Genomic DNA, 24202 nt, shown 5'->3' on the forward strand with positions numbered 1-24202 from the left:
ACCTCAAGTCATGGAGCGGCGATCCAGAGACCGCCCAAGGCAATGCCAGCCAGCGCTCCGCCTATGAATCCGGCGACCAGGCCCAGCACTGCGGTCAGCCAGGCGTGTCGGAGCGCTGCCTGCCTGTAGGAGACTGTTGCGGCTTGGAGTGCACGGGTAGCAAGGTCCATGTCGCGGGCGCTGCGCGAAAGTCTGCGTGCCGTTTCTTCGTCCGCAGAGGGGCCAGAGCTTGCTTCGGATACCTTGAGGCGAGCCTGGTCAGATTGGCCCTGGCTGCGTTGCATCAGCGCGTCCGCAGTCTTTATCGCCGTCTCTACCCGATCCATGAGCGGGGCGATCTCGCCGAGTACATCGCGGTACAGCACATCCAGTTTGCTGCGGGGAGGGGGAGCTTGCTCGCTCATGGCGGCTGGGTTAGGAGAGCAGCGCGGCAAAGACACTGTCGAGCTGCTGATGGACCGGGCGTGCCAGCGCGCGCAGCGCAATCAGTTCGGTGTAGCGCGCAATCTCCTTTTCGTCGGTAGGCTTGGCCTCGCGCAGCAATTGGCGGTAGTCGGTGGTGTCGGCCAGGACTTCGGAGATAGTGATGCGGCGATTGGCCAGCAGGTCGAAAACGTCGTTGCGGTAGATGGCGGCCAGCGGATTGGGCTGGAAGGTCTGGTTGACCCGGGCGTAGCCGAAGATGGGCGCGAATTCGTCTCGAACGTCTATCTCGACGCGATTGAAGACCACGCGAATTCGAGGCGCCTGAACCCCGAGTGCCACCAGCGCTTCGATGGTCTTAAGTGTTTCTCGCTGGGCTTTACCCGATGGGATGACGGGAAGCACGAAATAGTCGATCTCGTCATGCGACTGGTCATATCGGACCATGTGAGCCAGAAAATCCTCGACGTTGGTGGCCCCGACATCAACGATGGCAGCTTCGCAGGTCAGCAGCCGGCGGAACAACAGCCCGAACTGCTCACCGCGCATCTGTTCCACGGTCAGTCCCAGGTCTGCGCCGGTCTCGTTTGTCGATTCGACGGCGATGATGTCGGCGCTGGGAATTCTTGGCGCAAGCACGTGGCTGGCAACGACGGTCTTGCCGACCGAGCCGCTGTAGTTCAGAACAACGATGTTCATGGGTTAATTCCCCTCTTGCTTAGCGATGCGGGCCAATTCGGCCAGGTCGGGTGCAGAGGCGCGGCGTAGCCGCACCAGATCCCCTTTGTTGCTGACGGAGGCGGGCGAAGCCTGCGCGCAGTGCTGCGATGGCGCGGTCGTATCGGGAGGCGTCCGTTGGCCCGGTGAGTGGGACGTAGGCTGAGCCTGACGCTTGCGCCAACGACGCAAAGCGGACTTCAGCCCAGCCAGGGTGATCGGCAGATCACGCGCAACCAGTTGATCGACGATGTCTTGGCGTGCAACGCCAGAGGCCACCAGTTCGGCGATGGTCGGCATGAGAAGGCGCAAGCGGGCGCGGCGCGAGCCGCTGGCCAGGCCCGCCAGCTCACTCTTTAAAGGGTCGATATGCACGAGGATCTCCAGCACAAGACGATGCGTCTGCATCCCTTGCGTCCTGCGGTTATTGATGGGTGATTAAGAGGACGAGCGCGCTGCTGGCAAAGGCGGATCGATCATCGACATGATGCAGACCAGCTACTTTTCCAGGTCGCTGAAACCTTCGTTTTGACGAGAAGCGTCTGTGCGTTGCAGGTCTGGGTTTGTTGACCCCTCGGCAGCGTGGATGACACCGACTTGCCCGTAGGGATACCGGATGTCTACGCGCGTCCCTACCAAGGACGACAGTTCTGCGCCCGCAATGCGGCTGATGTCGTGGCTTATCCGGGCGCCATCCTCCAAACGCTGGATCACCTTTGACCCGACGATGCTTTCTAAGACGCCGGTGTATTGTTGTCCAGGAAGCGTCTTCGCTTCGGCGGGCCGTTCCTCGAAAGCCGAAATCGTTGCCGCAGAAGCTACAGGGGCAACCATCGATTCGCTCGGCGTTGGATAGGTGTAGCCGCTGGGAAGCTGTCCGTATGGTACGAATTGCTTGGCCATTTCATGGCTTGCACGATAGTTGTCGGCGAGGTTGAATGCCTCCTGCATTGGCATCGTATTGAAGCGCGGACCTTCGGCATCTTCGTGCAGCAAGACTGTGTTTTCCAGCACAAGCGCATTGCCCGCCTTGTCGATGGCGAGGATTTGCATTGAGCTGCGCTCTCCAGCTTCCGAGTTGAAAATGGCGTGGTGTGCGTTGGAGGGCTCGCGATCTGCCTCGTAGATCTCGCCTCTGTACTGTGCGGGCACCGTTTCTTGTAGATTCGGCGCGTCTAAGACGTAGGTGAAGCGATCGAGGACCTCCGCATCTTGTGGCAGGTCGTGTACCGATGCACCCGTCCAGCCGGCAACTTGCGTGTTCAATAAGTGTATATGATCCTCGACGGGGTCTTCCCATTCCCCATTGAGCTTGAGTTGGGAGATATCGACATATTCGTCTGTATCGAAATCGGGCTCGAGGATTTCGACTCCGTCAGGGTCCACCAGTGGTATGTGCTCCGGCGGCGCCGGCGGGCTTGCTTCGGGCTCCACGGGACTACCTTGCTCTTTCCTGGCCGCGCTATCGGCTTCGTCATGGCGAAACACGCGCGCGATGCGGTCCATCATTGCTGAGATTTTCATGGCGGTCCCTCTGGTCTGGAAATCTGGTGCGCCGTGCTGGATGGGCTGCGGGCCGAGGCGCGGCGTGAGGACCGGCAGTGCTCGAAAGGATCAAATCGTCAGGCTGACGATTGAGTCTGCCAAGAGCAGCGTTTCGCGCGCGACTCTCTCTCTATACCTGTTTGAACCTATAACCACCTATATATTGATGGTCCCGTTTGTGGGCTTATTCAGGGTTCCGAAACCGGCATGATTCACCGTCCCGTATCCGGGATGATTTGGCCGTTGAACCGGGATCATTCCGTTTTTGGAACGGTTCCCAAAACGGTATTGCTCCGCCTGGGTTATCCACAGCCGCTATCCATCCCCCGCTGCCCGGCGCTCCAGTTCGATATGGGCACGCGCGAGGTAGGCTTCCGTAGACTCACCGGGTGCGGCCTCGATACCGGCAGCGCGAGCTTGTGCCAGAAGCCATGCCTGTCGGCTCTGTGTCGTCTGGATGGGTCTTGCGCCCCGGGATGATTCGTCGGTGCGATCGGGCGCTTCGCGTAAGACCCATAGCCGCCAGCTTGCGAACCAGTCTGCGCTGTAGCCGGCCGCGCCGGGTTTGGAGCGCCAGTAAGCGTGGAATGTCGTGGCCATTGCTTCAATGCGGCTCATACTCCATCGGGGGCGCACACGCCGGGCCCATTCCCGCCAGTCACCGGGGAGTGTCCACTGATCGGGCAGGCGGGTGCCGGCGTCGTAGGCCGGGTTGCGAAGATGCTTGTAGGCAGACGCATGGGGCGAGGGCGCAGGGCGAGCGGGAAGGCTGGTCAGCGCATGTTCCTGGACCGAAGGAGCGGTCCCGCAGATTGGCTGCTCTGCTGGCTGACCGTTCAGGCGCCATACCGTTATGCGCCGCGTGGAGCCAGCGCGCAGCCCGGAGTCCTTGATAATTCCAATCGCGCAGAGACGTTTCAGGGCGTCTAGAATGGTCTTGCGATCCAGATGCGTCGCGGCTGCGAGGTCATCCACGCTGGCGTAGGCCGTCCAGTCCTCGGCGTTGTATCGCACACCCCAGGCAAGAACCAGCAGGACCAGCTTGGAGGAGGGGCGCTCGGCATCTACCTGCAAGGCCCAGTTGACGGCGGCCACACTCATATCGATCCCCTGTGCAGCGGTAGAAGATTACCGGGTAAGTTTGACGATGACGGTTCAGCGGACCCAGCGGCACATGCATTGGCTAGGGTCGTGGCCGATGACCCTGGGTCAGGGTTCTTCGCTTTGCGCAATGCCTTTGATGGCACGAAGACCGGGTAGGCCATGCCGCTCGTAGAACTGCCGCCGGGCGATGAGCCACGCTTTGTACGGCCATTTGGAAGGCTGGCGGTCCCCCCAGGGATATGCTGCGGTGATGGCCCGGTGGATGTCTTCTGGCGTGTGGCCAGCGGCCCGGCCGGCCTCGAGCGCCTGCTGCATGATGGCGTAGGCAATGGCGGTTCGAGATCGGCGCGGCGATTGCGCTGGCTTTGATCTGGAGCGCGGCATGGCTGATCCTTAGATTTGCTCGACCAGGGATTTAGGTATACGCAAGCGTTCGTGTTTTCACGTTGCTCCTACGACCTGATGCTGGGGTTGGACAGGTGGTGACACGGCTGCCGGGGCGATGGGGGAGCATCCTGTATGCGTCTGGGCATACGCCGGGCGCTGCGATAGTGCCAAACCACAACGGCGGGGTCTTTGGCGATGGTGACGGCTTGCGCCAGGTCGCTCTCGAAGAATTCGACAATCCGATGCGTGCAGAGCATGCGCGCCTTGAAGGTGCTTGGCGGTTCTTGCTGATCAGGTCGAAGCAGAAGCTTGCCAGGTGTAATTCCGTGGCGATGGAGCCAGCGGCGGGTTCGCGCTTCATCTGTTGTCAGCCTGCCGCTGACGATCCAATCGCCATCTCTCCATTGTGGCGGCCTGGCGAGCGGAGCGAGCTGGTCGCGTCGTTGTAACGTGACCTCTAGGCTTCGGAAATAGTCCCGCTTTGGCAAGTCCGCGACGAAAACTCCGTCTAGATCGAAAGCGGTGCGCCAGTATGGGCAGTCCAGATCCATAGCCGAGGCCTGTCGTTGTGCATCGGTAGGGCCGGCCTGCGCCCTCTCCCAGGGAAACCAATGCCGCTCGCCAGGGGAAAGACGCACACCGATATCGGGAACGATTCGACTAAGGTCGTCACTACACACGACCATGATGTCCGCCGCTATGCCACGGGTGTGCAACTTGGCTGCGACGTCGAGCAATGTGTTCCCCTTGCCGGCGACATCCTCTACGAGAAGGACCCGGCGTGTCGCAAAACTGGAAGGCAGGTGTACGTGTCTTGATCGCCGGTCGTAATAGGCCACACGCAGCGGTAGGTCGGTGCTTTGGGCGACCATGCATGCGAGGTACAGGCCACCGCGGGCTATGCCCACCACCGCGTCATAACCGCGGTCCATGATGAAGCGACGATGCAGCAATGCCAGCGTTTCGATGTCCTCGTATCGAAACAGGCGCCGGCGCTCACCGCCAATAAGAAGGGGAATACCGAGGCGGCCGAGACGGGGAAGCGCTTCCATATACCGCTCCATTGTCAGGGAAGGTAATCTGGCTCTGATGCGGATCTACTGGTTGGCGAGCCGTGTCGCGGCCATCGAGTCGTAGTGCAGTTCCACTACGCGCCTGTCGGCCATGTAAATGACCAAGTCCAAGGTGCGGTGCAAATATTCACGGATCGCCGGCAATGCCATCTGCTGGCCTGCTGGTGACTGCTTGACGAGCCAGGCAATGCGGTCGAACGTGCCGCGGGCATCGTTGGCATGGGTCGTCGTAATGCCGCCGGGATGGCCAGTATTCAGTGCGCTCAGATACTCCCAGGCCTCGGCACCCCGCAGCTCAGCGAGAAACACCCTGTCTGGGGAGCTACGCATGCAAGCCGCGAGACAATCGGTCGCCGATACCCTGCCAGCGTCCGGCCCGTAGAGCATGTGTACGCGATTTGGATGGTTGGGCAGAAACAGCTCGTGAACATCCTCGATGGTGATAAGGCGCTCATCGACTGGAACCAACTCCATGAGCGAGCGTGCGAAGGTGGTTTTGCCGGACCCGGTGCGCCCAGCGATGACGATGTTGCAGCGCAGTTGCACCGCACGGGTGAGAAAATCAACCATGCGGCACTCGTGTTTTAGCGCCAGCAATTCGGCTTCGCGCTCGGAAAGGGGCGCGGCATCGGCTGAAGGAATGGGGCTGACATCGCGCCAATTCTCAAACGCGCCTTCGGCCTCCAGAACAGCGAGGGACTTGACCACCAGGCCGTGTTTGCGGATGTTCAGCGACAGCGTGCCGTCGATCACCGCCGGTGGCTGTGCGACTTGACCCCGTTCGCCATTGGGCAGCGTCATGGACAGAATGGGTGCAGGCGCCAGTCCGTTGTAGACCGTGATGGCATCTGCCAGGGCAGCGAGATAGTCGTAGGTCAGAATCGCAGCGACATGCTGCTGCCAGCCTGATCGGCCACGCACGAACAGCACACCCGGCCGCGGAATGGCGATTTCGGTCACGTCCCGGTCATCCAACCAGCTTTGTATTGGGCGCAGCAACTGACGCACCGCCAGCGCCCGCCCATCCTGATCTGGGCGATCTTGCATGGGTCCCGATCCTTCTGGCAAGGCGCGTTGTCAGCGGTTCGTTGGCACCAACTGGTAGACGCTGCTGAAGTCCAAGTCGCGCGCAACGAAGACGCCGATCCGTTCAGCCTGGTTCTTATATAGCGTGGGAGGGATGTTTATCGAGTTCTCGAGCACTTTCTCTACCGCGCCCGCAGCCGCATCCCCGGTGCTGTCAAAGCGGATGGAGTCGCCGTTACGGTTTCGTTCGGAGACCCAGTTGCCGAAATCGTCGATCAGGCTGATCATCACAGCGCCACCAAAGCGTTCCCAGAAATGGCTGTCTATCGCGCCATCCAGCCCCGCCTCGCCTAATGGACCAGTGCCGGGAGAATCCAGCTCGATGGCTACGCCGTTCGGTGTTTCCATGCGCGACCACACCACGCCGATTCGGCGCTGCCCCTGCGACAGCGAGCCCCGCTGGTAGCCGACGAACAGCGTGCCAGCATCGATCAGCACGACTCTGCCGTTGGCAGATCGGACTTCGCGGGGGGTGTGGCACGTCACCATCCCAGCCTGGGCGCTGACCAGGCGAGTCTGCATGACGCAATCGATCATGGCACCCTGGGTGAGCAGGTAGTTACGGTCCGGCAGCAGCCTGGCCGACGACCCGGTTAATCGAAGTGGTTGCAGGCCGTCGGCCATCGGCCCGGAGTCGACTGCCGGCGGCGGAGCCGAGTTCGATGGTTCAGCGCCGTTCTGCTGCCGGCCTTCTCGTTCTCCAGCCAGCGGACTGCTCAACCGTCGTTGCTGCACCATGTCGGGCAAGGATGCAGTGACCTCGGGTACTGTCCAGAAAGCACGTGAAGGAGGATCGGCTTCCTTCGAAGGTTCTGGGTCAGGCGCTGGCGATGTGGGCTCAGGCGGTGGCGCCGTAGGTGCTGGCGCCGGTGGCTGCAACTTCAGCCGTGGAAGGACGTTCTCGACGCGGGCAGCATCGGCGGACTTCTTCTTGCCCTCAGCCGTGTGCAGTGCCCGCCAGGTCAGTCCCCCCAGCGCGCCGACGACGATCACCATCAGCAACAGCATGAATGCCTTGGCGCCGCGCGGGGGCGTGCGGCGTGGCGTGTCGGTGAAGCCGGGGCCGCGCGCGCCAATGTCATCAGCCGCGCTGCGCTCCAGCTCATCCACGGCATCGATGGCCGCAGGGCGACGTAGAGGCCATTTCATTGGGATGGCTCCTCACGGATGATGCGCTTTACATCGGGGCTGACCGTACCGGTTGGAAGTGGTTGTGCGCGGCTTTGATGTGCTGCCTCGTTGTGTATGGCAAGCACCTGCTGACCCAGCCTCAGCCGCCACAATGCCGTTACGCGGTCCACCACTACCGTGCGAGGGTTCGCCATGTGCCGGTTGGCGATGACTTCCTGGCCGTCAGCGTCGACCTGGTAGATCTGCGGCAACTCCTGCCCCGGTGCAAACTCGAACCACGTGCTGGCACCGTCATCCCACGCATGAATGGGGGCAATGGATCGATGGCCGCTCATGGTGTAGGCCTGCCAGTTGTGCACCGCCTGAGCGGCGCCCAGTGCCTGCGCCACCTGCTGGCGCTCTGCGCTTTGACGAGCGGCTTCCCGCTCGGTGTCAGGATGGCGGATGGTCAGTTTGTAAAGGGCTGATGTGTGGCGGTCGTGGGAATACGAGAGCCGAAAGGCGTAATTGCGCCGGTCCGTCAGGACGATGAGATTCGTATCGGCTTGCTCTGCCCGCGGCTTGAGCAGGATGCGGTCTCCCCGTTCTGCGAACTCATAGGCGCCGCTGTCGCCAAACGCATGGCTGACGTACTTTTCGCCGGGCTCCAGCTCGATGAGCGTCGCGGTGCCCAGCACTGTATCGACCTGGATCACGTCCAGTGGGTTGTAGGCGACAAGGCGCACGCGGTGGTCGTAGTCGGTGGCCACTGGCCGGTCCAGGGCCCAGGACGGGGCGGGCAGCAGGTATGCGGCGGCAACGGCCAGCCATGCTGCCTGTCGGAAGCGTAGGGATGTCATTGGCATAATTCTCCGAACAGGCCCAGGCCGGGCCGCGGACGCTTCAGCGAGCGTGTTCCATCGCCGTTTCGTGGGGCTTTTCCAAGCGCATGGCTGCGCGGTCGTGTTCGGTGGCGGGTTCGATCCGTTGCACCAGGCCGACGCCGCGAGGGGAAAAGGGATATCGGATCGACACGTCGTCGCGGCCAAGCTCCTGTGTCGCACCGGTCAGCCCGCGACGTCCGTGGAGGATGTAGTCGCCATTTTCGGCACGCTGCACGGCATAGTCCGGCGTGAACCCGACGATCGGCCCTCGGTACTCGCGGCCGGACTCGGGGCGTCCAACTTCTGTATCGCGCTCGCTGTAAAGGGCGATCGGCGCGCGTTCTTGATCGGCTCTACCTTCGAAGCGCTTGTGCACGACTTCGGCCACGGCCAGCACCTGGGGCATGCGTAGATCCGCATCTTTGGGCACGTGATCCCGCCACAACTGGGTGGCGCCGTACAGGTCGTGGCGAGCGGCCCGCTCGACGTCGTTTAGCAGGGCGACGCGCTCGCTGTTCGAGAGGGCATCAGCGCCTTCGAGACGCCGGGCCAGTTGGTTCAGTTCCGTCTGGTTCATGAGGTCAGCTCCCGGTTTCATCGTCAACCGCGTAGCTGACGACTTGGAAACCCAACGGGTTCGCTCGCGCGACGGCTTCCGTCAGCGGTTCGTCGACATAGCGGTAAGCGAGCGTTGCGATACGATGTCGTGGCGGCGGGTTGGTGCCGCCGTTGACGTGTTCCTGGCTGGAGAAGCGCACGACGGCGGTCTGGTTCGGCCCGAGCGTGATAGACCGTATGTCCACGTTGATGCGTGCCCGGTCGCCCAGGCGCTTGTCTAGGGCGTTGGCCCCTTCGAAGCGACGGTAGTAGGCGCGCTGGACATCCGGCGTGCTGAATAGCGCGCAGGTGTCGTAGTGCAGTTGAATGGTGTTCCATTCATAGGACTCGCACGCCCTAACATACTGGGTCACGAAGTATCGGCCGATGCGTTCGCCAAAATCTTCTGGCGCCTCCCGCAGCCGGGTCAGGTGGGCGACAGCGCCTGTCACGCTGTCGACCCCTACCACCCGCAGTTCGGGCGGCTCCTTCAGCGGTGTGAGTCCGGCAACTGCGACGATAGCCAACCCGGCCAATGTGAACGCTGCATAGGCGGTTTGCCAGGCGCGCTTACGTGAGGCGAGCAATTCATGTACCCAGTCCCGTTCGTGGCCTCGCACACGCTCGAGTTCGGTGGCCAGTTGGTCGCGGCTGACAGGCGCTTCGAAGTCCATGACCGGTGATGGGGCGCCGGTCTCGTCGGTGTCCTCGGGCAACGTCATGGGCGGGTCTCCGTCACAGGCGCGTTGGGTGGGCTAGCGTTCACTGGCACGCGCGGGCCCTCGGGGGGCAAAGGCGGTTTGGGTGGCGAGAAGCCGCAGGCGGCCAAGCCGGCCGCTGCGACCAGGGCAAGAACAAGATTGCGCATAGGGAACTCCGTGTCGCACGGTGTGCGCCGGCGGCGTAGAGGAAGGGATGAGGTCGGCAAGGGCGGCCCTGCGCTGCGGGAGTTGGTGCCGCTACGGGCGAGGGCGAGGGACGATGGGTTTGTTCTGGGAACCAGCGGCGGAGCGAGCGGTGTTGACCGAACGCTCAATTGCGCGAGCTACCTCCAGACTGGCGCCACTGGCCAGAGAGGAAGCGATGGCAGGGACTTGCCAGAGGATCAGGCCGGAGGCCACTGCCACCAGGCCGACGCCGACGAGAATGCCGAAGATGTTGCGGGCATTGGCGTTCTGCGCGTCGTTGATGATCGCCGCCAGAAGCTGGTCGTAGACCCCCATCAGGATTCCAAAGACCAGGCTGAACAGCGCCATGATCAATGCGTATTGCAAGATCTGGCCGACCCACTTTTCGAAGATGCCGCGGGTGAAGCTGAAAAGCACACCGAAAATCACCAGTGGTCCCACGCAGGCCAACAATGCTGTCGCGACTTTCGTGGTCACCAGCAGCGCGGTGCCGATCGCAGTGAGAACCACCGTCGCAAGCCCTACCGCGACAGCCACGAGGCTGAACGCCAGTGCGCGACTGATCGACAGGCCGTCGGTTGCACCATTGAGCAGATGCGTCGAAGCTTCGGCCCCCTTCGCCGCGCTTTCCCCCAAACGACTTTCCACTGACTGGCCCGAAGCGGTAAAAACGTCAGCAAGGTCAGAAGGCAGCGCGATGATCAACTGCACGATCTCGGTCTGATACAGGCCGCCCATCGTGGCGATACTGACCACCACGCCTATCACGAAGCAGCGATGGACGAAGTCCATAACCGGCATTTGGATGGCGCCGCGCATGATGGCCCAGCCATAGAGCAGCATCGTCAACGACAGGGCAACGGTGACAATGGGCAGAATGGCCGTTGTGGCATCGGTGACGGCTGTTGCCACTGTGCTTTCGAGAAGCGGATCGATGGTGTCGCTGAGCCACTGAACCGCTTGGCTCAGAACGAACTGAGGAGCGGCCGCCATTTGTTCACTCCAGTGCGGCCTGGCCGCGAAGCGCGCCGGTATCGAACCATCCCTGCTGCGCCAGCGCATTCTCCTGCTGGCTGATGAGCAACCGCTCTGCCTCGGCCTGCTGGCGCATGAGCGCCAGCCGCTGCGCGTCCACTTCGATGCTGCGGCCTTCGATCGCCACACGTGCTTGCAATTCGGAGATGGCCTTGGGGTCTTGTGTCCGGCTGATCTGCCGTTGCAGCTCATCGACTTGCTCCTGCCGCATATCCAGACCTTCATAGGCCCGTTCGCCCAGAGCTTTCGTCGTTTCGGCGAACTGCTGCACACGCTGTAGCAGCCCTTGGCGATCAAGGCTGTAGCGGCCAGACAGCCGCTCTTCCCCCCGGATGCGCTCGATCGACCGTGATAGCCCGTCGCCGCTCATTTCGGCTTGGCGCCAGATTCGTTGCACGTCCTCGGGCAGAGACCGGCGTATTGCCGGATTGCTCATGAGATCGCCGAAACCTCGTATCCCGGTAATCGAGTCGTACTGGCGGCGGGCCGCGTCTAGCTGTTCCCTCGCCACGGCGATCTGCTCGACGAATTTGGCGACTTCTTCGAGGTGGTGGGTGATGCTTTGCTTGATCGACGTCCCGTCCACCACGGGTATGCCGGCGGAGCGCGCCTGGTGGCACGCGGTAACGCCGATAACCGCCGCGAGCGCAGCCATCAGAATGGGCTTCGAGGTCTTGAGCGTCATGATGTGCTCCTTTGCGCCTGACGGGCGCGTTCGAGGTATATCGGCAGCCAGTCGACAGGGTTGTCCCCCACTTCGGCGATCGCCTGTTCGGCAAGGGCGGACATATCGGCGGACCCGGAGAACACCAGTAGGGCATCGTCGCAACCGCGAAGATCAAGCTCTGCCGTGACGGTGCCAGTCCCCTGTTTAATGACGAACTGCCGGCTGAACTCGCCGAGCGCACGGACCATCTCGAATTCCGATCGCGTCAGCTTGAAGCCCTCGATGTAGTCCGCCGCAGTTGCCTTCGTGTTGGCGAGATAGATGACCGTAGCGCTTTGTTGGACGAGCGATTTGCCCACCGGGCTGGCCAAGATCGCGTCGGGTTCTTGCGTGGCGAACAGCAGAATCCCGTTCTGCTTGCGAATGGTTCTGCTCTTGTTTTGCACCAGGTCCTGAAAGTACGGGACGCGCAACGGGTGCTGAACCTCGTCGAAGATGTAGGCGAATTTCCTGCCGTCGAGCATCTGCTCGGTGCGATACAGCAGGTAGGTCGTGGCGGCTGCCTGCACGATCTCGTCGTCGAACAGCTCCGTGAGATCGAAGCCATACAGGCTGTTTCGTGACAGGTCCAACCTATCGGCCGGGTTGTCCAGCAGCCAGGCATATTCGCCGGCGGCGCACCAGCGAAGTAGCCTCGTGTGCACCGAAGGGCGCGCCTGCTCGCCGGAACGCTCGCGCGCCGCGACCGGGTGTGGCAGGAACTGGAGCAGCGTGCTCAGGCGGCGATCTGGCGGGTCGATGAAGGCCATCAGTTGATCCACCGCGCGCGCAATCTCCCGATAGTCGTGCGTTGTCACCGTGTCGCCGCCAGAGCGAGTCAGCAGCACTACCAGGCGCCGCAGAAAGGCGAGATTTCCTGGCGTGGGCGGCAACTGAAACGGGTTCCAGCCCGTTGGTTCGCCCATCGCCAGAGGAAAATATCGACCCTCCAGTGCCCTGATCGCTACCTCCAACCCTCGGTCCTTGTCGAACACCACGACCGTAGGTGCAAATTTCTGCATCTGCGTGAGCAGGTGTCCCAGGATGACGGTTTTGCCCACGCCAGACTGCCCGATGAGCATCGTGTTGCCCAGCCGTCGCTTGCCGGTTTCATCGACTTCATCGAGCGACTGGTGGCATGAAAAGTAGAAGGGGGTGTTGCTGGTGGTGGGCAGAACGGTGAGCGCCGGGCCCCAAGGGTTGCCGGTCGGTTTGCCGCTGACATAGTTGTGCTGCGATGCACAGCACAACCAGTTCAACGACGTGACCGGAACTGGCCGAGGCCGCCATGACCAATTGCCTGGAAACTGCGCCCACCAAGCTGCTTCCAACGCCAGGTCGACGGGTTTACCAATGATCGCGCTGTCGACCAGGCGAGCAACCACCGCTGCACTGCGATCGCGCACGGTATCGGCCGTCTCGCCCCACACTGTGACCGTCGCATGGTGTTCGCCCATGAGCATGCGTCGAGACGCGAGATCATCGATGGCTGTTTCCAGTTGCTGCACCTGGCTCGCGGCTCCATCGCCGGAGTCCGTCAGCAGCCGGCGGTGCTGCTTTAGGAAAGACAACCCCACGGGCACGGATAGCGGACTGAACGACTGCGTTAAGAGAAACTCGAACGGCAGAGTCAAAAGCTCGTTCAACTGGCCAGGTTGTGTCTCGTCGTCGGGATAGTCCCTGATCTCGACCATCCCGAACCGCCTGGACCAGTTCGGTCCGCGCAGCTCGCCCACTTCGCCCCAGCGGGGGAAGATGGGTTTGCAGGCAGCCATGTAGTCGGCCAGGTGACTGCGCAAGATCGGCACAATGCTCGGCGTGCCGTTGACCAGGCGGGCAAGAAATTCGGCCGGCGCCGAGTACATCAGTCCTCGCCGCTCGACGGTGCTCAGCAATTCCCCGTTGTACGGGCGCAGCGCGTTGCCCAGCGTTCGGTTCGCATCGCCAAGGCGGCGAATGGCTTGAGCTTGCCAGCGTGCGATATCAGCGTTGGAACGCTTTTCAAATCGCGCGAGCATCGCCAAAGTCGGATCGATGACCGGCCGCGCTAGGACGGTCAGGTAAAGCTCGTTGAGCATGGGTTCACGCTCGCCGAAGGTTCTCGCGTAGCGTTGCGCGTAGTCCTGCGCGAACGGCTGGGGATATGCGCTATCGGGATACTCGGTCACCCGCCTGCGCACGATATGTGTCCAGTAACCGAATCCCGCACCGAGGCCGCGCACGACGTTGTTCAGCTCTCGAATCCAGGCCCGCTGCTCGTCGGCGGGGGCACCCTCGAAAGAGCGTCCCCCAAGCTGCCATATCGACAAATACTCGAGGCTGCGCGTGGCGACAATCGTGGATGTGACGTGATGCGTATAGGGCAGGTACTCGGAGATTGGCGTTTGGCGCGGTGCTACCGCCAGTGGCTCGTTCATCGGTCGGTTCCTCGCGCTTTGGTCCACGGCCGGCGCGGATAGGCCAGCAGCGTGTAGGTCGACCCGTTCCAGAAGCGCTGATTTCGGTTCATGGCCTTGGTGCGCAGCCACAGTTCGATGATTCGAAACGCGCGATCGTCTTCGCGTGCAATGATGGCCATCAGCGGATACAGGGCGGGGATCAGTGCCCAGGCGTAGATCGAAAGCATTCCGAGGCCGGCGCTGACCATGACAAGCGCAATGAAAGGGCGGGTGGGCACGCCGCCGGCGATCGTTGGGACGCGCGTGGCGCCTTTGAAGACGGGGAATGCGCTTTCCGACTTGGCTGGATCGGTGTGGCCGTGGTCGATCTGTGGGGTCATTGCTGCCTCTCAGATGAACATCATCGCGACGAACTCGGCGGCCGATCCTGCGATCACGATGCCGACGAACCAGTGAAATAGGGTGTCCTTGCGGATCATGTCAGCGGCGTAGAGGATGCCAAGCAGCGCCAGCGCGATGATCGCGATGATCGGGATCAGAATTTCAACGTTGTCCTCGATCATCTGTAGGAACGACCTGGCGCGAGTCAGGCCTTGGGTGTGGCCTTGGGCAGATACGAGCAGGGAGAACAGCGCCAATGGCATGCGGGTGAAAGCGCGAGCGCGCGAGGGCGCCCGCCGAAACAGGTCGGCAGGTTGCACGATGAACTCCTGGGGAGAGCGCCAGTTCCGGCGCAGAGATGTGGAAACCGCTGGCTTCGAGCGGGACTACTGCGCGCCAGGCTTATTGCTGATGGGGGTCTGCTGCGCCAGTCGCTGGGGCATGATCTTGTCGCGGAGCCATCGCGTCGGGCGCGGGGTTGGCAAACACATCCGTCGCCGCCTCGGCATCGGCTGGTTGTTCGGCGGAGCCGTCCTCGGCGGTCTTGCTGCCAGGCGCAAGGCCAGACTGGCTATGGTCCGCCCCTTGCTTTCTGATGGCCGGGATCTTCACGGGCTTGGTTGCTTCTGTTCTTGCCAGCAGCTTGCGCACGTACCCGTTGGTCACGCCACGTGTGAAGGTGCCGGTGTTGTAGCAACTGAGCGCCGCGACAAGGGCGGGGTCTCCCGGCGCATACTTCTTGGCGGCCCGCTGATAGCAGTCAGCCAGCACGGTCTGGACCGCTTGCAGGTTCGAGCAGGGGTCGAAGACGGTCTCGATGTCCAGGCCCAGCCAAGACCAGTTGCGCACGTTGATAGAGCCCAGCCCGGCGTCGAAGTCGATGCCGTCGTTTCGCAGCGCTTGGGCTGTGGCCACTGCTTCTTCGCGGGATCTCGGGTAGATCGAGCGCGGTGTCGAGCCGTTGACGCCAATCGCGTAGGGGTGTGCGCTCGATTCGTGTTTGACGACGGCCTTCAGCGTGTTGAGGTCTACGTGCGGCGCGCAGGCGAGTGCAAGAGCTGCAAGATCAATCATGGCGGAGACTCCTTGACCGGGAAATCGAGGGGGGGTAGGGCTTTCTGGTCTAGGCGCCGCCGTTGCCGGAATTCATCTCCTGTTTGGCGCGCTCCAACTGCTCTTGGTATTTGCGCAGCTCGCTTTCGTAATCAGCACGCTCAACCCAGTAGCCGCCATCCTGTGGGGTGCCGATATAGATCGGGGCCGAAGCGGCCAGGTCTGCGGTGTAAGGCGTGCTGTACATCGTCTGGCAGTAGGTCGGCATCTTGTCCGTGACGTATCGGCGGCCGGTGTCGGTCGTATAGCCCAGCGCCGCATTGAGCGAGACCGCGTCGCAGCGGCCGGCGCCATCAACCAGTGCGCGGGCAAGCGAAGACATCTCGGGGTCGTCGCGAACCGTGGGGCACTGCGCCAGGAATGCGCGGCGCGCGTCGAGGGTGTCCGAAAACTTCCGGTGTTTGATGCCGAAGTAGTGCCCCAATGAGGGGGAGCACTCGGAGGGGCGGGTGCCAGAGGACAGGCACAGCAGCGCTTCGCAGGCCAGGCGGGTTGTGCCTGTGAGCGTGGGGATGTCCTGGGGCATCGCCGGGAAATGGGCGAACGCGGTCGCGAGGGCGGCAATCGCCGCTCCCGAGTACGAGATGCGCATGGGGAGGCTCCGAGAGGGGAGGAGAATTCGAAACGGGAGAGCGTGCCTACCAGTTCGGCGCCCTACGGCGGGACATCGATGGCGTCGGGTGGCATCTAGTTCTTGCGCCGACGAGGGATTGTCGGGGTCAAGGCCACTCTCCCTAAGACTGCGAGGCGGGCGACCAGGGGCGCAGCCCCATCCTTTCAATATCTGCGTGGGCGCTGCGCAGTTGGGACGGGGGGACGATTGACCTGAGCAGCAAAAGCACTTCCAGGGTCACAGCAGTGGTGGGTTCGGTGGCCTTGGAGATCGGGTCGCTTTGAGGCGACTCGCCGTCCAGAACGGCAAGCCGCAGTTGGGCAAGTTCGTCTGCGATGCGATCCGCTGCCTCCAAGCGTCGACGCAGGAAATCCGATAAACGTAATCCTGCCGCCACAGCCTCGGCTTCGTACCTACGGTACTGGTCCTCGGAGATGCGAAAGTGCATTGCTCGGCTCATCGCGGTGTGGTTATCCATAGAGGCATCTCCAGAGGGAGCGGACGAGCTGGCACGGGGGGGCAAAGGCAAGTATCTGGTGAGGCGGGCTCGAGCGTTCGGTCGGGCCGATCAAGGGGTGGTCAGAGGCAATGGACCCTCACCGAGGATTCGAATACACTTCCGGGAGCCATATCGGCCCCGCGGTAGCCTCCGGTGGTCTACATTGACGAACGTTTGTGGACGATCCGATTTGTAGGCATCGCTGTAGGCATTCTGAGGGTGATCCCTCGGAGAGCCGCGTCAAACCTAGCGGTGCGGCACCCCCTCTGCCGCCAGATTCAAAAGCCCGCATAACGCTTGTTATGCGGGCTTTTCGCTTGACGGTCAGCCGCTGAAAATCGAATTTCGATGATGCCCGAAGCACGCGTCACGCGAAAAGCTTGATGGCGCCGCCGATTGCCGCAAAGATGCCGCTGACGATCAGCAACGGATACCAGACGGTTTCTTTGGTGATTTTTCCTGCCTCCGCACTGATTCTGCCGGCCCCCGCAGTGATCTTGCTCGTTTCCGCGGCGATTTTGCCAGTTTCCGCGATCAGCCTGGCGATCTCCGCGTCCGTTTTCTTGCGGAGCGCCTCACGTGTCCCGGCAATTTCCGTCGTGTTGTCATCCATGATTGGCTGCATCTTTCGCACGCCAGATCTGTCACCTCAGCAGGTTAGAGATTTGTCAGGCCAGAGGGAGACTTGAGCGCCAATTCGGACACTCTTACCCTCCGCTGCGCTCGCGGACGCCCAAGCAATGCCCCCCTGCCACCCCCAGGGACTTTGCTCCGCCGAGCATCACTTTGAACTACGCTATCTGCCTGCCCCCGGAGAATGCCATGTCCAAGATCACCATCGATTTCGTGTCCGACGTTGCTTGTCCCTGGTGCGCGGTAGGCCTGGGCGGCCTGCTGACCGCCATCGATCGCGTGAAGGACGAGGCCGACGTCGAGTTGCGTTTCCAACCCTTCGAACTGAACCCCGACATGCCCAAGGGCGGTCAGAACACCATCGAGCGGCTGATGGCCAAGTACGGCTACACCCGTGAACAGGTGCAGGCCAATCGCCAGGTCATCACCGAGCGCGCGGCGGCGGTCGGCATGAAGATGCGCATGGCCGACGACAACCGCTCGTTCAATACCTTCGACGCGCACCGCCTGCTGCACTGGGCCGGCCAGCAGGACCCGGCCAGCCAGACGGCGCTGAAGAAGCGCCTGCTGGAGGTCTACCACTACGAGAACCTGGACACCAGCGACGCGGACGTGCTGGCCCGCGCCGCCGCCGAGGCCGGCCTGGATCAGGCGCAGGCGCGTGAAGTGCTGGCCTCGGATCGCTACGTCGATGAGGTGCGCAAGGACGAGGCGCTATGGCGCGACCGCGGCATCACGTCCGTGCCGTCGGTGATCCTGAATGGCAAGTATCTGGTGTCGGGCGGCCAGCCGCCCGAAGCGTTCGAGCAGGCCTTGCGGCAGGTGGCGCAAGAAGGCTGAAGGCCCACCGCTCGACTCATCGGTCCAGCCGGCCCAATACCCCTGGATCGTTGACGTCTTTCTCGCGATAGCCGTTCACGAAAAAACCCCGCGGGCGCTGCGCAGGCCTGCGGGGTTTCTCATTCACGGCCGGGAACGCATCCGCTTAGAAACTGCCGAACAACGTCCCCAGCGTAATCACCAGCGCCAGCGCCGGCAGCGGCACGAGGATGGTCACGGTCGCGATGTCCCGGTACGACTGCCGGTGGTTCAGCTTGCAGATCGCCAGCAGTGTGATGATCGCGCCGCAATGCGGCAGGGTGTCCATGCCGCCCGCCGCCATCACGGCGACCCGGTGCAGCAGTTCAGGGCTGATGCCCGCGGCCTGCGCCATGCTCAGGTAATCCGCGCCCAGCGTCTGCAACGCGATGCTCAACCCGCCGGATGACGACCCGGTGATGCCGGACAGCACGTTCATCGCGATGGCTTCCGAGATCAGCGGGTTGCCCGGCGATACGTTCAGCACGGCATCGCGGATGATGGCGAAACCCGCCAGGCTGGCGATGACCGCGCCGTAGCCGACCTCCGATGCCGTGTTGAACAGCGGCAGCATGAAGCCGAAGATGCCCTTGTTGACCGATTCCTTCAGATTCGTCCAGCGGCCCAGCCGCATGATGACCAGGGTGATGCAGGCCAGCGCCAGGGCGATGATCAGCGACCACAGGCCCATGGCTTTTTGCGGATCCACGCCGGCGAAACGTTCTTTCAGGAACGAGAAGTCGGTCTGCGGGAAGACGACGTAGGTGAACAGCGCGTTGATGCCGACCACCAGCAGCAGCGGCAGCACGGCCATCGGCACGGGCATGACGGACCAGCGGCCGTGCTGCGCGGGTTGGCCGTCCTGGCCTTGCTCGTCGTTGTCTTCGTGTTGGCCGAAACCTTCGCCGGCCGCTTTCGCCTGCGCGGCGCGGCGCTGCAGCCACCACAGGCCCACGGTGAACATGAAGCACGCGCCGATCAGGCCCAGGCCAGGCGCGGCGAACACGTTGGTGCCGAAGTAGGGGATGGGAATCGCATTCTGGATGGCCGGCGTGCCGGGCAGGGCCGTCATCGTGAAGGTGAACGCGCCCAGGGCGATGGTGCCGGGGATCAGCCGCTTGGGCACATCGGCGGCCTTGAACAGGCTGACGGCCACGGGATACAGCGCGAAAGCCACCACGAACAGCGAGACGCCGCCGTAGGTCAGCAGTCCGCAAGCGAGCACGACCGAAATGATGGCGCGGCGCTGGCCCAGGCTTTGCACGATCCAGCGGGCCAGGGTGTTGGCGGCGCCGGAGTCGGCCATCAACTGGCCGAACAGCGACCCCAGCAGGAAAATGGGCAGGAACTGCAGCACGTAACCGCTGAGCGCGGCCATGAACGTGGAGGTGTAGATAGGCAGCAAGAAGCCGCCGTCGCCCGAGAGCACCACCGCCAGCGCGCCCATCACCGGCGCGAGCAGCAGCACCGTGACGCCGCGGTAGGCGAAATACATCAATAACGCCAATGAAATGACGATGGCCAGCATACCCATCCTGCGTTTCTCCGTTTTAGGTGTAAAGGCCGGATGATCGCAGGAAGAGGCCGAGGCGCGCCACCGTAAAGGGCTACGGATCGTGTCTGATCGCGCCAATGCCCCTTGTGCGAGGGCAATCCCGACTCCCGGTGGCCATGCTTGCGCCAGTATTTCCGCGCGGCGTCGCCGTCATCCGTTGGATGGCGGGACAGCCGGTCCGCCTCGTTTCGTTCGTTGCATGTGCCGGCCGGCGCCGCCGAAGCGCCACACACCAGGCATGGCAGGCGGAAGCGCCATGACGTTACCCCGGCAATTGCGACGGAGCTGTCCTAAAATGCCTCCGTGTCAAAGGCAGTATTGCTTCCCGCCGCGCGGCGCTGGGCCACAAGCCCGTTTGCCACACGGCTTTGCTCCCAGATTACCCAGAAGGGAATGTATGGTTTTCGCCAGTCGCCGCCAATCGCCGGCGCATCCGGGCGCGCGCGCCAAGTCCGCCGCCTGTCGTCCCGCCACCCTGCCGGGCCGCCCGGCACATCCCCGTCCGCTCGCCCTCCCGACCAGGAGCGGCCATGTCGCGTGACGGAACCGCCCTATCCCCAACCGCCGTCACCGCCGACCGGGCCACGCCGCACAACGCGCTGGACGACATCTACGGCCTGTTCATCGGCGTGCTGTTCGCCGCGATGGGCATCAGCCTGCTGGCCAAGGGCGGATTGATTTCCGGCGGTATCGCGGGCATGGCGCTGCTGGCCTCGCGGCTTACCGGATGGGCGCCCGCGCCGCTGGTGCCGTTGATCAACATCCCGTTCATCCTGTTCGCCTTCTACGCCATGGGGCGTTTCTTCGGCGTGAAAAGCCTGCTGGTCAGCGTGGCCATCGGGGCAGGAGTCAGCGTGATCTCGGCCTCGCTGGACGTCGCCCGCGTCCACAGCGGTTTCGCGGCCATCGCGGGCGGCACCTTCCTGGGCATGGGCATCCTGTGCCTGGCGCGGCACAACGCGTCGATGGGCGGCACGGGGGCGCTGACCCTGTGGATCCAGCGGCGCTACACCTTCAATGCGGGCATCAGCCAGATGATCTTCGACCTGGCGCTGTTCGCGGTGGCCGCGGCGTTCCTGCCATTGTCCAGGGTTCTGTGGTCGGTGCTGGGCACGGTGGCCATGAACGCCATGCTGGTCGCCTGGCACAAGCCGGGGCGGTACCGGGGGTAGGGAAGACGGCCCGGCACGCCCGCGGCGCGCGGGCCTCGTCCGCCCCACGGATATACTGGCGCGACGTGTACACCTTCCCGTTCCGCCCATGCGCCTGCGCCATCTGGAGATCTTTCACGCGGTGATGCGCACCGGTTCGGTCAGCGGCGCCGCCACCTTGCTGAACCTGTCGCAGTCCGCGGCCAGCAAGGCGCTGGCCCAGGCCGAGCATGCCCTGGGCCTGACCCTGTTCCAGCGCGTGCAAGGCCGCCTGGTGCATACCCGCGAGGCCGAGCAACTGTATGGCCAGACGACCTTGCTGTTCGCCCAGGCCGACAACGTGCGGCGGCTGGCGCGCAATCTCAAGCGCAATCCCGAAGGGCACCTGCGCATCGGCTGCATCCCCAGCTTCGGCCTGAGCGCCATTCCCGGCGCCGTCCAGGCCTTCCGGCAGGAATACGCCAATATGCCCATGGAAGTGCTGACGGGCAACGGCGACGAAATGGTCGATGCCTTGCTGGCGCGCGAACTGGACGTGGTCATCTGCTTCGACATGCCCTTGCGGCCGGCGCTGGCGCGCCTGCCGCTGGGCGAGATCCGCGTGATGCATGTGTCGCCGGATACCGGACAGCCTGGGCAGGAAACCGGCCCGGCCGACCTGGAAACCCTGGACGCTTCGCAATGGATCGGCCTGGGCGGCAGCGATCCGGTGGCGCAGCAGATCCGGGATACCTGGGAGCGCCTGCAATCGCCCGATGCCGCGCCGATGCTGGAAACCCGCACGTATTACGTCGCCGCCGCGCTGGCGCGGCAGGGCCTGGGCTTCGCGCTGGTCGACGAGCTGACCGCGCGGGCCATGGGGCACGGCCTGCGGATGCGGCCGCTGGATCCTCCGGTCACTGTCGAGGCCGTGGCTTTCCATGTGGCGTCGGACGTGCGCTCCATCGCGCTGGATGCGTTCATCGACATCCTGCGCAGGCAGTTCGCCCGCGTGGGCTGATCCTCACCGGGGGTAGTCAAAAACGACTACCCCCCCATGCCTTTTTCCCTTGGCGCATGCCGCGCCGGCTTCGATACTGTGTCCAGGCGCCATCTTTCACGAGCGCCGCCACGACATATCAAGGGAAAAAACATGCGTACTTCGACGGTGCTTCGCTCTCTATTCGCCTTTGGCCTGGCATTCAGCGGCGCCGCCGCCCATGCGCAATGGCCGGACCGGCCCATCCGCATCATCGTGCCGTCGGCCGCCGGCGGCAGCCCCGACATCATGTCGCGCCTGATCGGCAAGGCGCTGGGCGACCGGATCGGCCAGGCCGTGGTGATCGAGAACCGTCCCGGCGCTGGCGGCAACATCGGCATGCAGACGGTGATGAACGCCGCGCCCGACGGTTACACCATCGGCTACGGCAACAACGCCACGCTGGCCACCAACCAGTTCCTGTTCAACACGCTGCCCTACGACCCCAAGAAGCTGGCGCCCGTCATCAAGCTGGCCACCACGGCCAGCCTCATGGTGGTCAACGACAGTTCGCCGATCAAGAGCGTGCAGGACCTGATCGCCTATGCGAAGAAGAAACCCGACGGCGTGGTGTTCGGCTCGGGCGGCACGGGCACGACCAGCCATCTGGGCGCGGAACTGTTCAAGACGATGACCGGCATCAAGGGCATGCACGTGCCGTACAAGGGCGCGCCCCAGGCCATCAACGACCTGCTGGGCAACCGCTTCGATTTCATGTTCGATAATATCGCCTCGGTCGGACCCAGCGTGCAGGGCGGCCGCCTGCGCGCCATCGCGGTCACGTCGAGCACGCGTTCGCCGCTGTTTCCCGACGTGCCCACGCTGGACGAGTCGGGCGTGAAGGGCTTCCAGATGGAGGCCTGGGGGGCGTTTGTGGCGCCGCCGGGCACGCCGGATGCCATCGTCGCACGATTGAATACCGAACTCAATGCGGTGTTGAAAGACGAGCAGGTGCGCAAGCAACTGGCGCAACTGGCATTCGTTCCCACGGGCGGCACCCCGGCCGACCTGCGCACGTGGATGGCGTCCGAGCGCGGGAAGTGGGGCAAGGTGGTGCGCGAGAGCGGCGCAAAGGTGGACTGACGCAGCGATGACCGAGATGTTCCAAGCAGGCGGCGCCGCGCCGGATCGCGACGCCTATTGGCAAGTCCGGCCCGCCGGCGATGCGCGGGGCAGCACGCGCCACGTCACCGTCATCGGCGCGGGCATCGTGGGCCTGGCCTCGGCCGCCGCGCTGGCGCGGGCAGGGCGCCCGGTGACGGTGCTGGATGCGGCTGCCGCGCCGGGCCTGGAAACCAGCCAGGGCAACGGCTGCCAACTGTCGTATGGCTACGTGGCGCCCCTGGCGCAGCCGGGCGTGCTGGCCGAACTGCCGAGGCTGCTGTTCGCCAAGGGGGCGCCGCTGAAGCTGGTGCCGCGCTGGGACCCCGCGCAATGGCGTTGGCTGATGTCCTTTCTGGCCGCCTGCCGCGCGGACCGCGCCAGGGAAGGCTCGCTTGCCCTGCTGATGCTGGGCCGGCTGAGCCACCAGGAAACCGATCTGTGGGTGCAGGGCTCGGATGCGCGGGCGCTGAGCTTCGCGCGCAGCGGCAAGCTTGTGGTGCTGCCCTCCGAAGCCGCCATGGCCAAGGCCCGGAGGCAACTGGAACTGCAGGCCCCGGTCGGTCCGCTGCAGCAGGCCTTGAGCGCCGATGAATGCCTGCGGCGCGAGCCCGCGCTGGAGCGATTCCGCTCACGCATGGCCGGCGCCATCCACACCCCCAGCGAGTGCGCCGTCGACAGCGAGGCGCTGTGCGCCGACCTGAGAACCCGTCTGGAGCAGCGCGGCGTGCGGTTCGAGTTCGGCACGCGTGTGCAGGGCTTTCGCCGCCACCGGAACGGCCGTGTCACGCATCTGGTCACCGGGCAGGGCGCGCGCGAGGTCGAGGACGTCGTGCTGGCCACCGGCCCGCACAGCGCGGCCATGGCGCGCATGCTGGGTTTCGCCGTGCCGGTGTATCCCCTGAAAGGCTACAGCATCACCGCGCCGATTCTCGATCCGCATGCCGTGCCGCGCGCCAGTGTGACGGATGCCGCGCGCAAAGTGGTGTATGCCCGCCTCGGCCAGCGGCTGCGCGTGGCGGGCGTGGTCGAGATCCGCGGCTACGACCGGCGGCTGGACGCATCGCGCATCGACGAACTGGTGGCGCACACGCGCGAGGCCTTCGGCGACGCGGTGGACCTGGAGTCGGTCACGCCCTGGATGGGATTGCGGCCCGCCACGCCGACCTCGGTGCCCATCATCGGCAGGTCGCCTGTGGATAACGTGTTTCTCAATATCGGGCAGGGCGCGCTGGGCCTGACCCTGGCGTTCGGATCCGCCAGCCGCCTGGCCGACGCGATGGCCGCGGCGTAGCGGCGACGCGTC

The 24202-nt window shown here is 63.8% G+C and carries 27 protein-coding genes; 5 read left to right on the forward strand and 22 right to left on the reverse strand.

Translation table 11 applies throughout. The annotated features are described in order from the left end of the window. Window positions 1-8: 8 nt before the first annotated feature. The 21 genes from A6745_RS22110 to A6745_RS22205 all read right to left on the reverse strand — a co-directional run bounded on the left by A6745_RS22110 (window position 9) and on the right by A6745_RS22205 (window position 17193). The gene (locus A6745_RS22110; RefSeq protein ID WP_156513491.1) at window positions 9-404 is read right to left on the reverse strand and encodes a hypothetical protein; all 396 of its coding nucleotides are present in this window, start codon (window positions 402-404) and stop codon (window positions 9-11) included. A 10-nt stretch (window positions 405-414) separates the two neighbouring features. Next, entirely contained in the window at window positions 415-1122 is a 708-nt protein-coding gene (gene stbB, locus A6745_RS22115) for a StbB family protein (RefSeq protein ID WP_066131961.1), read from the reverse strand. Window positions 1123-1125: 3 nt separating this feature from the next. Then, entirely contained in the window at window positions 1126-1548 is a 423-nt protein-coding gene (locus tag A6745_RS22120) for a hypothetical protein (RefSeq protein ID WP_066131967.1), read from the reverse strand. 90 nt (window positions 1549-1638) lie between these two features. Continuing rightward, a complete protein-coding gene (locus A6745_RS22125) occupies window positions 1639-2664 on the reverse strand; it encodes a hypothetical protein (RefSeq protein WP_156513492.1) in 1026 nt (341 codons plus the stop codon). A 336-nt stretch (window positions 2665-3000) separates the two neighbouring features. Then, window positions 3001-3786 carry a helix-turn-helix domain-containing protein gene (locus A6745_RS22130; RefSeq protein ID WP_066131978.1) on the reverse strand — a complete coding sequence of 262 codons (786 nt, stop codon included), beginning with the start codon at window positions 3784-3786 and terminating at the stop codon, window positions 3001-3003. A gap of 108 nt (window positions 3787-3894) precedes the next feature. Then, the gene (locus A6745_RS28810; protein ID WP_156513493.1) at window positions 3895-4173 is read right to left on the reverse strand and encodes a hypothetical protein; all 279 of its coding nucleotides are present in this window, start codon (window positions 4171-4173) and stop codon (window positions 3895-3897) included. Between the two features lie 68 nt (window positions 4174-4241). Continuing rightward, window positions 4242-5228, reverse strand: coding sequence for a phosphoribosyltransferase (locus tag A6745_RS22135; protein ID WP_066131986.1), 987 nt, complete (start codon window positions 5226-5228; stop codon window positions 4242-4244). A 45-nt stretch (window positions 5229-5273) separates the two neighbouring features. Next, the gene (virB11, locus tag A6745_RS22140) at window positions 5274-6296 is read right to left on the reverse strand and encodes a P-type DNA transfer ATPase VirB11 (protein WP_066131988.1); all 1023 of its coding nucleotides are present in this window, start codon (window positions 6294-6296) and stop codon (window positions 5274-5276) included. A 30-nt stretch (window positions 6297-6326) separates the two neighbouring features. Continuing rightward, window positions 6327-7484, reverse strand: coding sequence for a type IV secretion system protein VirB10 (virB10, locus tag A6745_RS22145; protein ID WP_066131992.1), 1158 nt, complete (start codon window positions 7482-7484; stop codon window positions 6327-6329). Beyond that, on the reverse strand, window positions 7481-8305 hold the full coding sequence (locus tag A6745_RS22150) for a TrbG/VirB9 family P-type conjugative transfer protein (RefSeq protein WP_066131995.1): 825 nt from the start codon (window positions 8303-8305) through the stop codon (window positions 7481-7483). The genes virB10 and A6745_RS22150 overlap by 4 nt, the downstream gene beginning before the upstream one ends. Window positions 8306-8348: 43 nt before the next feature. Next, a complete protein-coding gene (locus A6745_RS22155) occupies window positions 8349-8906 on the reverse strand; it encodes a KfrB domain-containing protein (RefSeq protein WP_066131998.1) in 558 nt (185 codons plus the stop codon). A gap of 4 nt (window positions 8907-8910) precedes the next feature. Next, window positions 8911-9648 (reverse strand): virB8 family protein, encoded by a 738-nt coding sequence (locus tag A6745_RS22160; protein WP_231886072.1) that lies wholly within the window; start codon window positions 9646-9648, stop codon window positions 8911-8913. 237 nt (window positions 9649-9885) lie between these two features. Next, window positions 9886-10827 (reverse strand): type IV secretion system protein, encoded by a 942-nt coding sequence (locus A6745_RS22165; RefSeq protein ID WP_066131999.1) that lies wholly within the window; start codon window positions 10825-10827, stop codon window positions 9886-9888. 4 nt (window positions 10828-10831) lie between these two features. Further along, window positions 10832-11554 (reverse strand): P-type DNA transfer protein VirB5, encoded by a 723-nt coding sequence (gene virB5, locus A6745_RS22170; protein ID WP_066132002.1) that lies wholly within the window; start codon window positions 11552-11554, stop codon window positions 10832-10834. Then, window positions 11551-13992 carry a VirB4 family type IV secretion/conjugal transfer ATPase gene (locus A6745_RS22175; protein ID WP_066132008.1) on the reverse strand — a complete coding sequence of 814 codons (2442 nt, stop codon included), beginning with the start codon at window positions 13990-13992 and terminating at the stop codon, window positions 11551-11553. The genes virB5 and A6745_RS22175 overlap by 4 nt, the downstream gene beginning before the upstream one ends. Then, window positions 13989-14354 (reverse strand): type IV secretion system protein VirB3, encoded by a 366-nt coding sequence (locus tag A6745_RS22180; protein ID WP_066132011.1) that lies wholly within the window; start codon window positions 14352-14354, stop codon window positions 13989-13991. Before A6745_RS22180 ends, A6745_RS22175 begins: the two co-directional genes overlap by 4 nt. A gap of 9 nt (window positions 14355-14363) precedes the next feature. Beyond that, window positions 14364-14675 carry a TrbC/VirB2 family protein gene (locus A6745_RS22185; protein WP_066132012.1) on the reverse strand — a complete coding sequence of 104 codons (312 nt, stop codon included), beginning with the start codon at window positions 14673-14675 and terminating at the stop codon, window positions 14364-14366. A gap of 82 nt (window positions 14676-14757) precedes the next feature. Further along, window positions 14758-15429, reverse strand: a complete 672-nt coding sequence (locus A6745_RS22190; protein ID WP_066132016.1) for a transglycosylase SLT domain-containing protein — start codon at window positions 15427-15429, stop codon at window positions 14758-14760. Window positions 15430-15478: 49 nt separating this feature from the next. Beyond that, on the reverse strand, window positions 15479-16060 hold the full coding sequence (locus tag A6745_RS22195) for a TrbM/KikA/MpfK family conjugal transfer protein (RefSeq protein ID WP_066132019.1): 582 nt from the start codon (window positions 16058-16060) through the stop codon (window positions 15479-15481). 142 nt (window positions 16061-16202) lie between these two features. Then, window positions 16203-16559 (reverse strand): hypothetical protein, encoded by a 357-nt coding sequence (locus A6745_RS22200; RefSeq protein ID WP_066132023.1) that lies wholly within the window; start codon window positions 16557-16559, stop codon window positions 16203-16205. A gap of 388 nt (window positions 16560-16947) precedes the next feature. Next, window positions 16948-17193: a hypothetical protein gene (locus A6745_RS22205; protein ID WP_066132348.1), complete on the reverse strand. Its 246-nt coding sequence runs from the start codon at window positions 17191-17193 to the stop codon at window positions 16948-16950. 209 nt (window positions 17194-17402) lie between these two features. Here A6745_RS22205 and A6745_RS22210 point away from each other — a divergent pair, with 209 nt between their 5' ends. After that, window positions 17403-18053: a DsbA family oxidoreductase gene (locus A6745_RS22210; protein WP_066132029.1), complete on the forward strand. Its 651-nt coding sequence runs from the start codon at window positions 17403-17405 to the stop codon at window positions 18051-18053. A 145-nt stretch (window positions 18054-18198) separates the two neighbouring features. On the opposite strand, the gene A6745_RS22215 is transcribed toward A6745_RS22210, so the two are convergent. After that, on the reverse strand, window positions 18199-19605 hold the full coding sequence (locus A6745_RS22215) for a GntP family permease (RefSeq protein ID WP_066132032.1): 1407 nt from the start codon (window positions 19603-19605) through the stop codon (window positions 18199-18201). Between the two features lie 551 nt (window positions 19606-20156). On the opposite strand from A6745_RS22215, the gene A6745_RS22220 reads away from it, so the two are divergent. The 4 genes from A6745_RS22220 to A6745_RS22235 all read left to right on the forward strand — a co-directional run bounded on the left by A6745_RS22220 (window position 20157) and on the right by A6745_RS22235 (window position 24190). Continuing rightward, window positions 20157-20798, forward strand: coding sequence for a YitT family protein (locus A6745_RS22220; RefSeq protein WP_066132037.1), 642 nt, complete (start codon window positions 20157-20159; stop codon window positions 20796-20798). An 88-nt stretch (window positions 20799-20886) separates the two neighbouring features. After that, window positions 20887-21777, forward strand: coding sequence for a LysR family transcriptional regulator (locus A6745_RS22225; RefSeq protein ID WP_066132042.1), 891 nt, complete (start codon window positions 20887-20889; stop codon window positions 21775-21777). Between the two features lie 132 nt (window positions 21778-21909). Beyond that, a complete protein-coding gene (locus tag A6745_RS22230) occupies window positions 21910-22878 on the forward strand; it encodes a Bug family tripartite tricarboxylate transporter substrate binding protein (RefSeq protein WP_066132047.1) in 969 nt (322 codons plus the stop codon). A gap of 7 nt (window positions 22879-22885) precedes the next feature. Further along, window positions 22886-24190, forward strand: a complete 1305-nt coding sequence (locus A6745_RS22235; RefSeq protein WP_231886073.1) for a D-amino acid dehydrogenase — start codon at window positions 22886-22888, stop codon at window positions 24188-24190. The last annotated feature ends 12 nt before the right edge of the window (window positions 24191-24202 follow it).

The sequence above is a fragment of the Bordetella ansorpii genome, from assembly GCF_900078705.1.
Taxonomy (GTDB): Bacteria; Pseudomonadota; Gammaproteobacteria; order Burkholderiales; family Burkholderiaceae_B; genus Bordetella; species Bordetella ansorpii_A.

Coding starts and splice junctions, on each gene's coding strand:
- A6745_RS22175 (WP_066132008.1), bottom strand. CDS start 13,992: ATGAACGAGCCACTGGCGGTAGCACCGCGCCAAACGCCAATCTCCGAG.
- A6745_RS22205 (WP_066132348.1), bottom strand. CDS start 17,193: ATGGATGACAACACGACGGAAATTGCCGGGACACGTGAGGCGCTCCGC.
- A6745_RS28810 (WP_156513493.1), bottom strand. CDS start 4,173: ATGCCGCGCTCCAGATCAAAGCCAGCGCAATCGCCGCGCCGATCTCGA.
- A6745_RS22130 (WP_066131978.1), bottom strand. CDS start 3,786: ATGAGTGTGGCCGCCGTCAACTGGGCCTTGCAGGTAGATGCCGAGCGC.
- virB5 (WP_066132002.1), bottom strand. CDS start 11,554: ATGACGCTCAAGACCTCGAAGCCCATTCTGATGGCTGCGCTCGCGGCG.
- A6745_RS22225 (WP_066132042.1), top strand. CDS start 20,887: ATGCGCCTGCGCCATCTGGAGATCTTTCACGCGGTGATGCGCACCGGT.
- A6745_RS22155 (WP_066131998.1), bottom strand. CDS start 8,906: ATGAACCAGACGGAACTGAACCAACTGGCCCGGCGTCTCGAAGGCGCT.
- stbB (WP_066131961.1), bottom strand. CDS start 1,122: ATGAACATCGTTGTTCTGAACTACAGCGGCTCGGTCGGCAAGACCGTC.
- A6745_RS22180 (WP_066132011.1), bottom strand. CDS start 14,354: ATGACCCCACAGATCGACCACGGCCACACCGATCCAGCCAAGTCGGAA.
- A6745_RS22195 (WP_066132019.1), bottom strand. CDS start 16,060: ATGCGCATCTCGTACTCGGGAGCGGCGATTGCCGCCCTCGCGACCGCG.
- A6745_RS22220 (WP_066132037.1), top strand. CDS start 20,157: ATGTCGCGTGACGGAACCGCCCTATCCCCAACCGCCGTCACCGCCGAC.
- A6745_RS22235 (WP_231886073.1), top strand. CDS start 22,886: ATGACCGAGATGTTCCAAGCAGGCGGCGCCGCGCCGGATCGCGACGCC.
- A6745_RS22135 (WP_066131986.1), bottom strand. CDS start 5,228: ATGGAAGCGCTTCCCCGTCTCGGCCGCCTCGGTATTCCCCTTCTTATT.
- virB10 (WP_066131992.1), bottom strand. CDS start 7,484: ATGAAATGGCCTCTACGTCGCCCTGCGGCCATCGATGCCGTGGATGAG.
- virB11 (WP_066131988.1), bottom strand. CDS start 6,296: ATGCAAGATCGCCCAGATCAGGATGGGCGGGCGCTGGCGGTGCGTCAG.
- A6745_RS22215 (WP_066132032.1), bottom strand. CDS start 19,605: ATGGGTATGCTGGCCATCGTCATTTCATTGGCGTTATTGATGTATTTC.
- A6745_RS22190 (WP_066132016.1), bottom strand. CDS start 15,429: ATGATTGATCTTGCAGCTCTTGCACTCGCCTGCGCGCCGCACGTAGAC.
- A6745_RS22160 (WP_231886072.1), bottom strand. CDS start 9,648: ATGACGTTGCCCGAGGACACCGACGAGACCGGCGCCCCATCACCGGTC.
- A6745_RS22110 (WP_156513491.1), bottom strand. CDS start 404: ATGAGCGAGCAAGCTCCCCCTCCCCGCAGCAAACTGGATGTGCTGTAC.
- A6745_RS22210 (WP_066132029.1), top strand. CDS start 17,403: ATGTCCAAGATCACCATCGATTTCGTGTCCGACGTTGCTTGTCCCTGG.
- A6745_RS22200 (WP_066132023.1), bottom strand. CDS start 16,559: ATGGATAACCACACCGCGATGAGCCGAGCAATGCACTTTCGCATCTCC.
- A6745_RS22125 (WP_156513492.1), bottom strand. CDS start 2,664: ATGAAAATCTCAGCAATGATGGACCGCATCGCGCGCGTGTTTCGCCAT.
- A6745_RS22230 (WP_066132047.1), top strand. CDS start 21,910: ATGCGTACTTCGACGGTGCTTCGCTCTCTATTCGCCTTTGGCCTGGCA.
- A6745_RS22165 (WP_066131999.1), bottom strand. CDS start 10,827: ATGGCGGCCGCTCCTCAGTTCGTTCTGAGCCAAGCGGTTCAGTGGCTC.
- A6745_RS22150 (WP_066131995.1), bottom strand. CDS start 8,305: ATGACATCCCTACGCTTCCGACAGGCAGCATGGCTGGCCGTTGCCGCC.
- A6745_RS22120 (WP_066131967.1), bottom strand. CDS start 1,548: ATGCAGACGCATCGTCTTGTGCTGGAGATCCTCGTGCATATCGACCCT.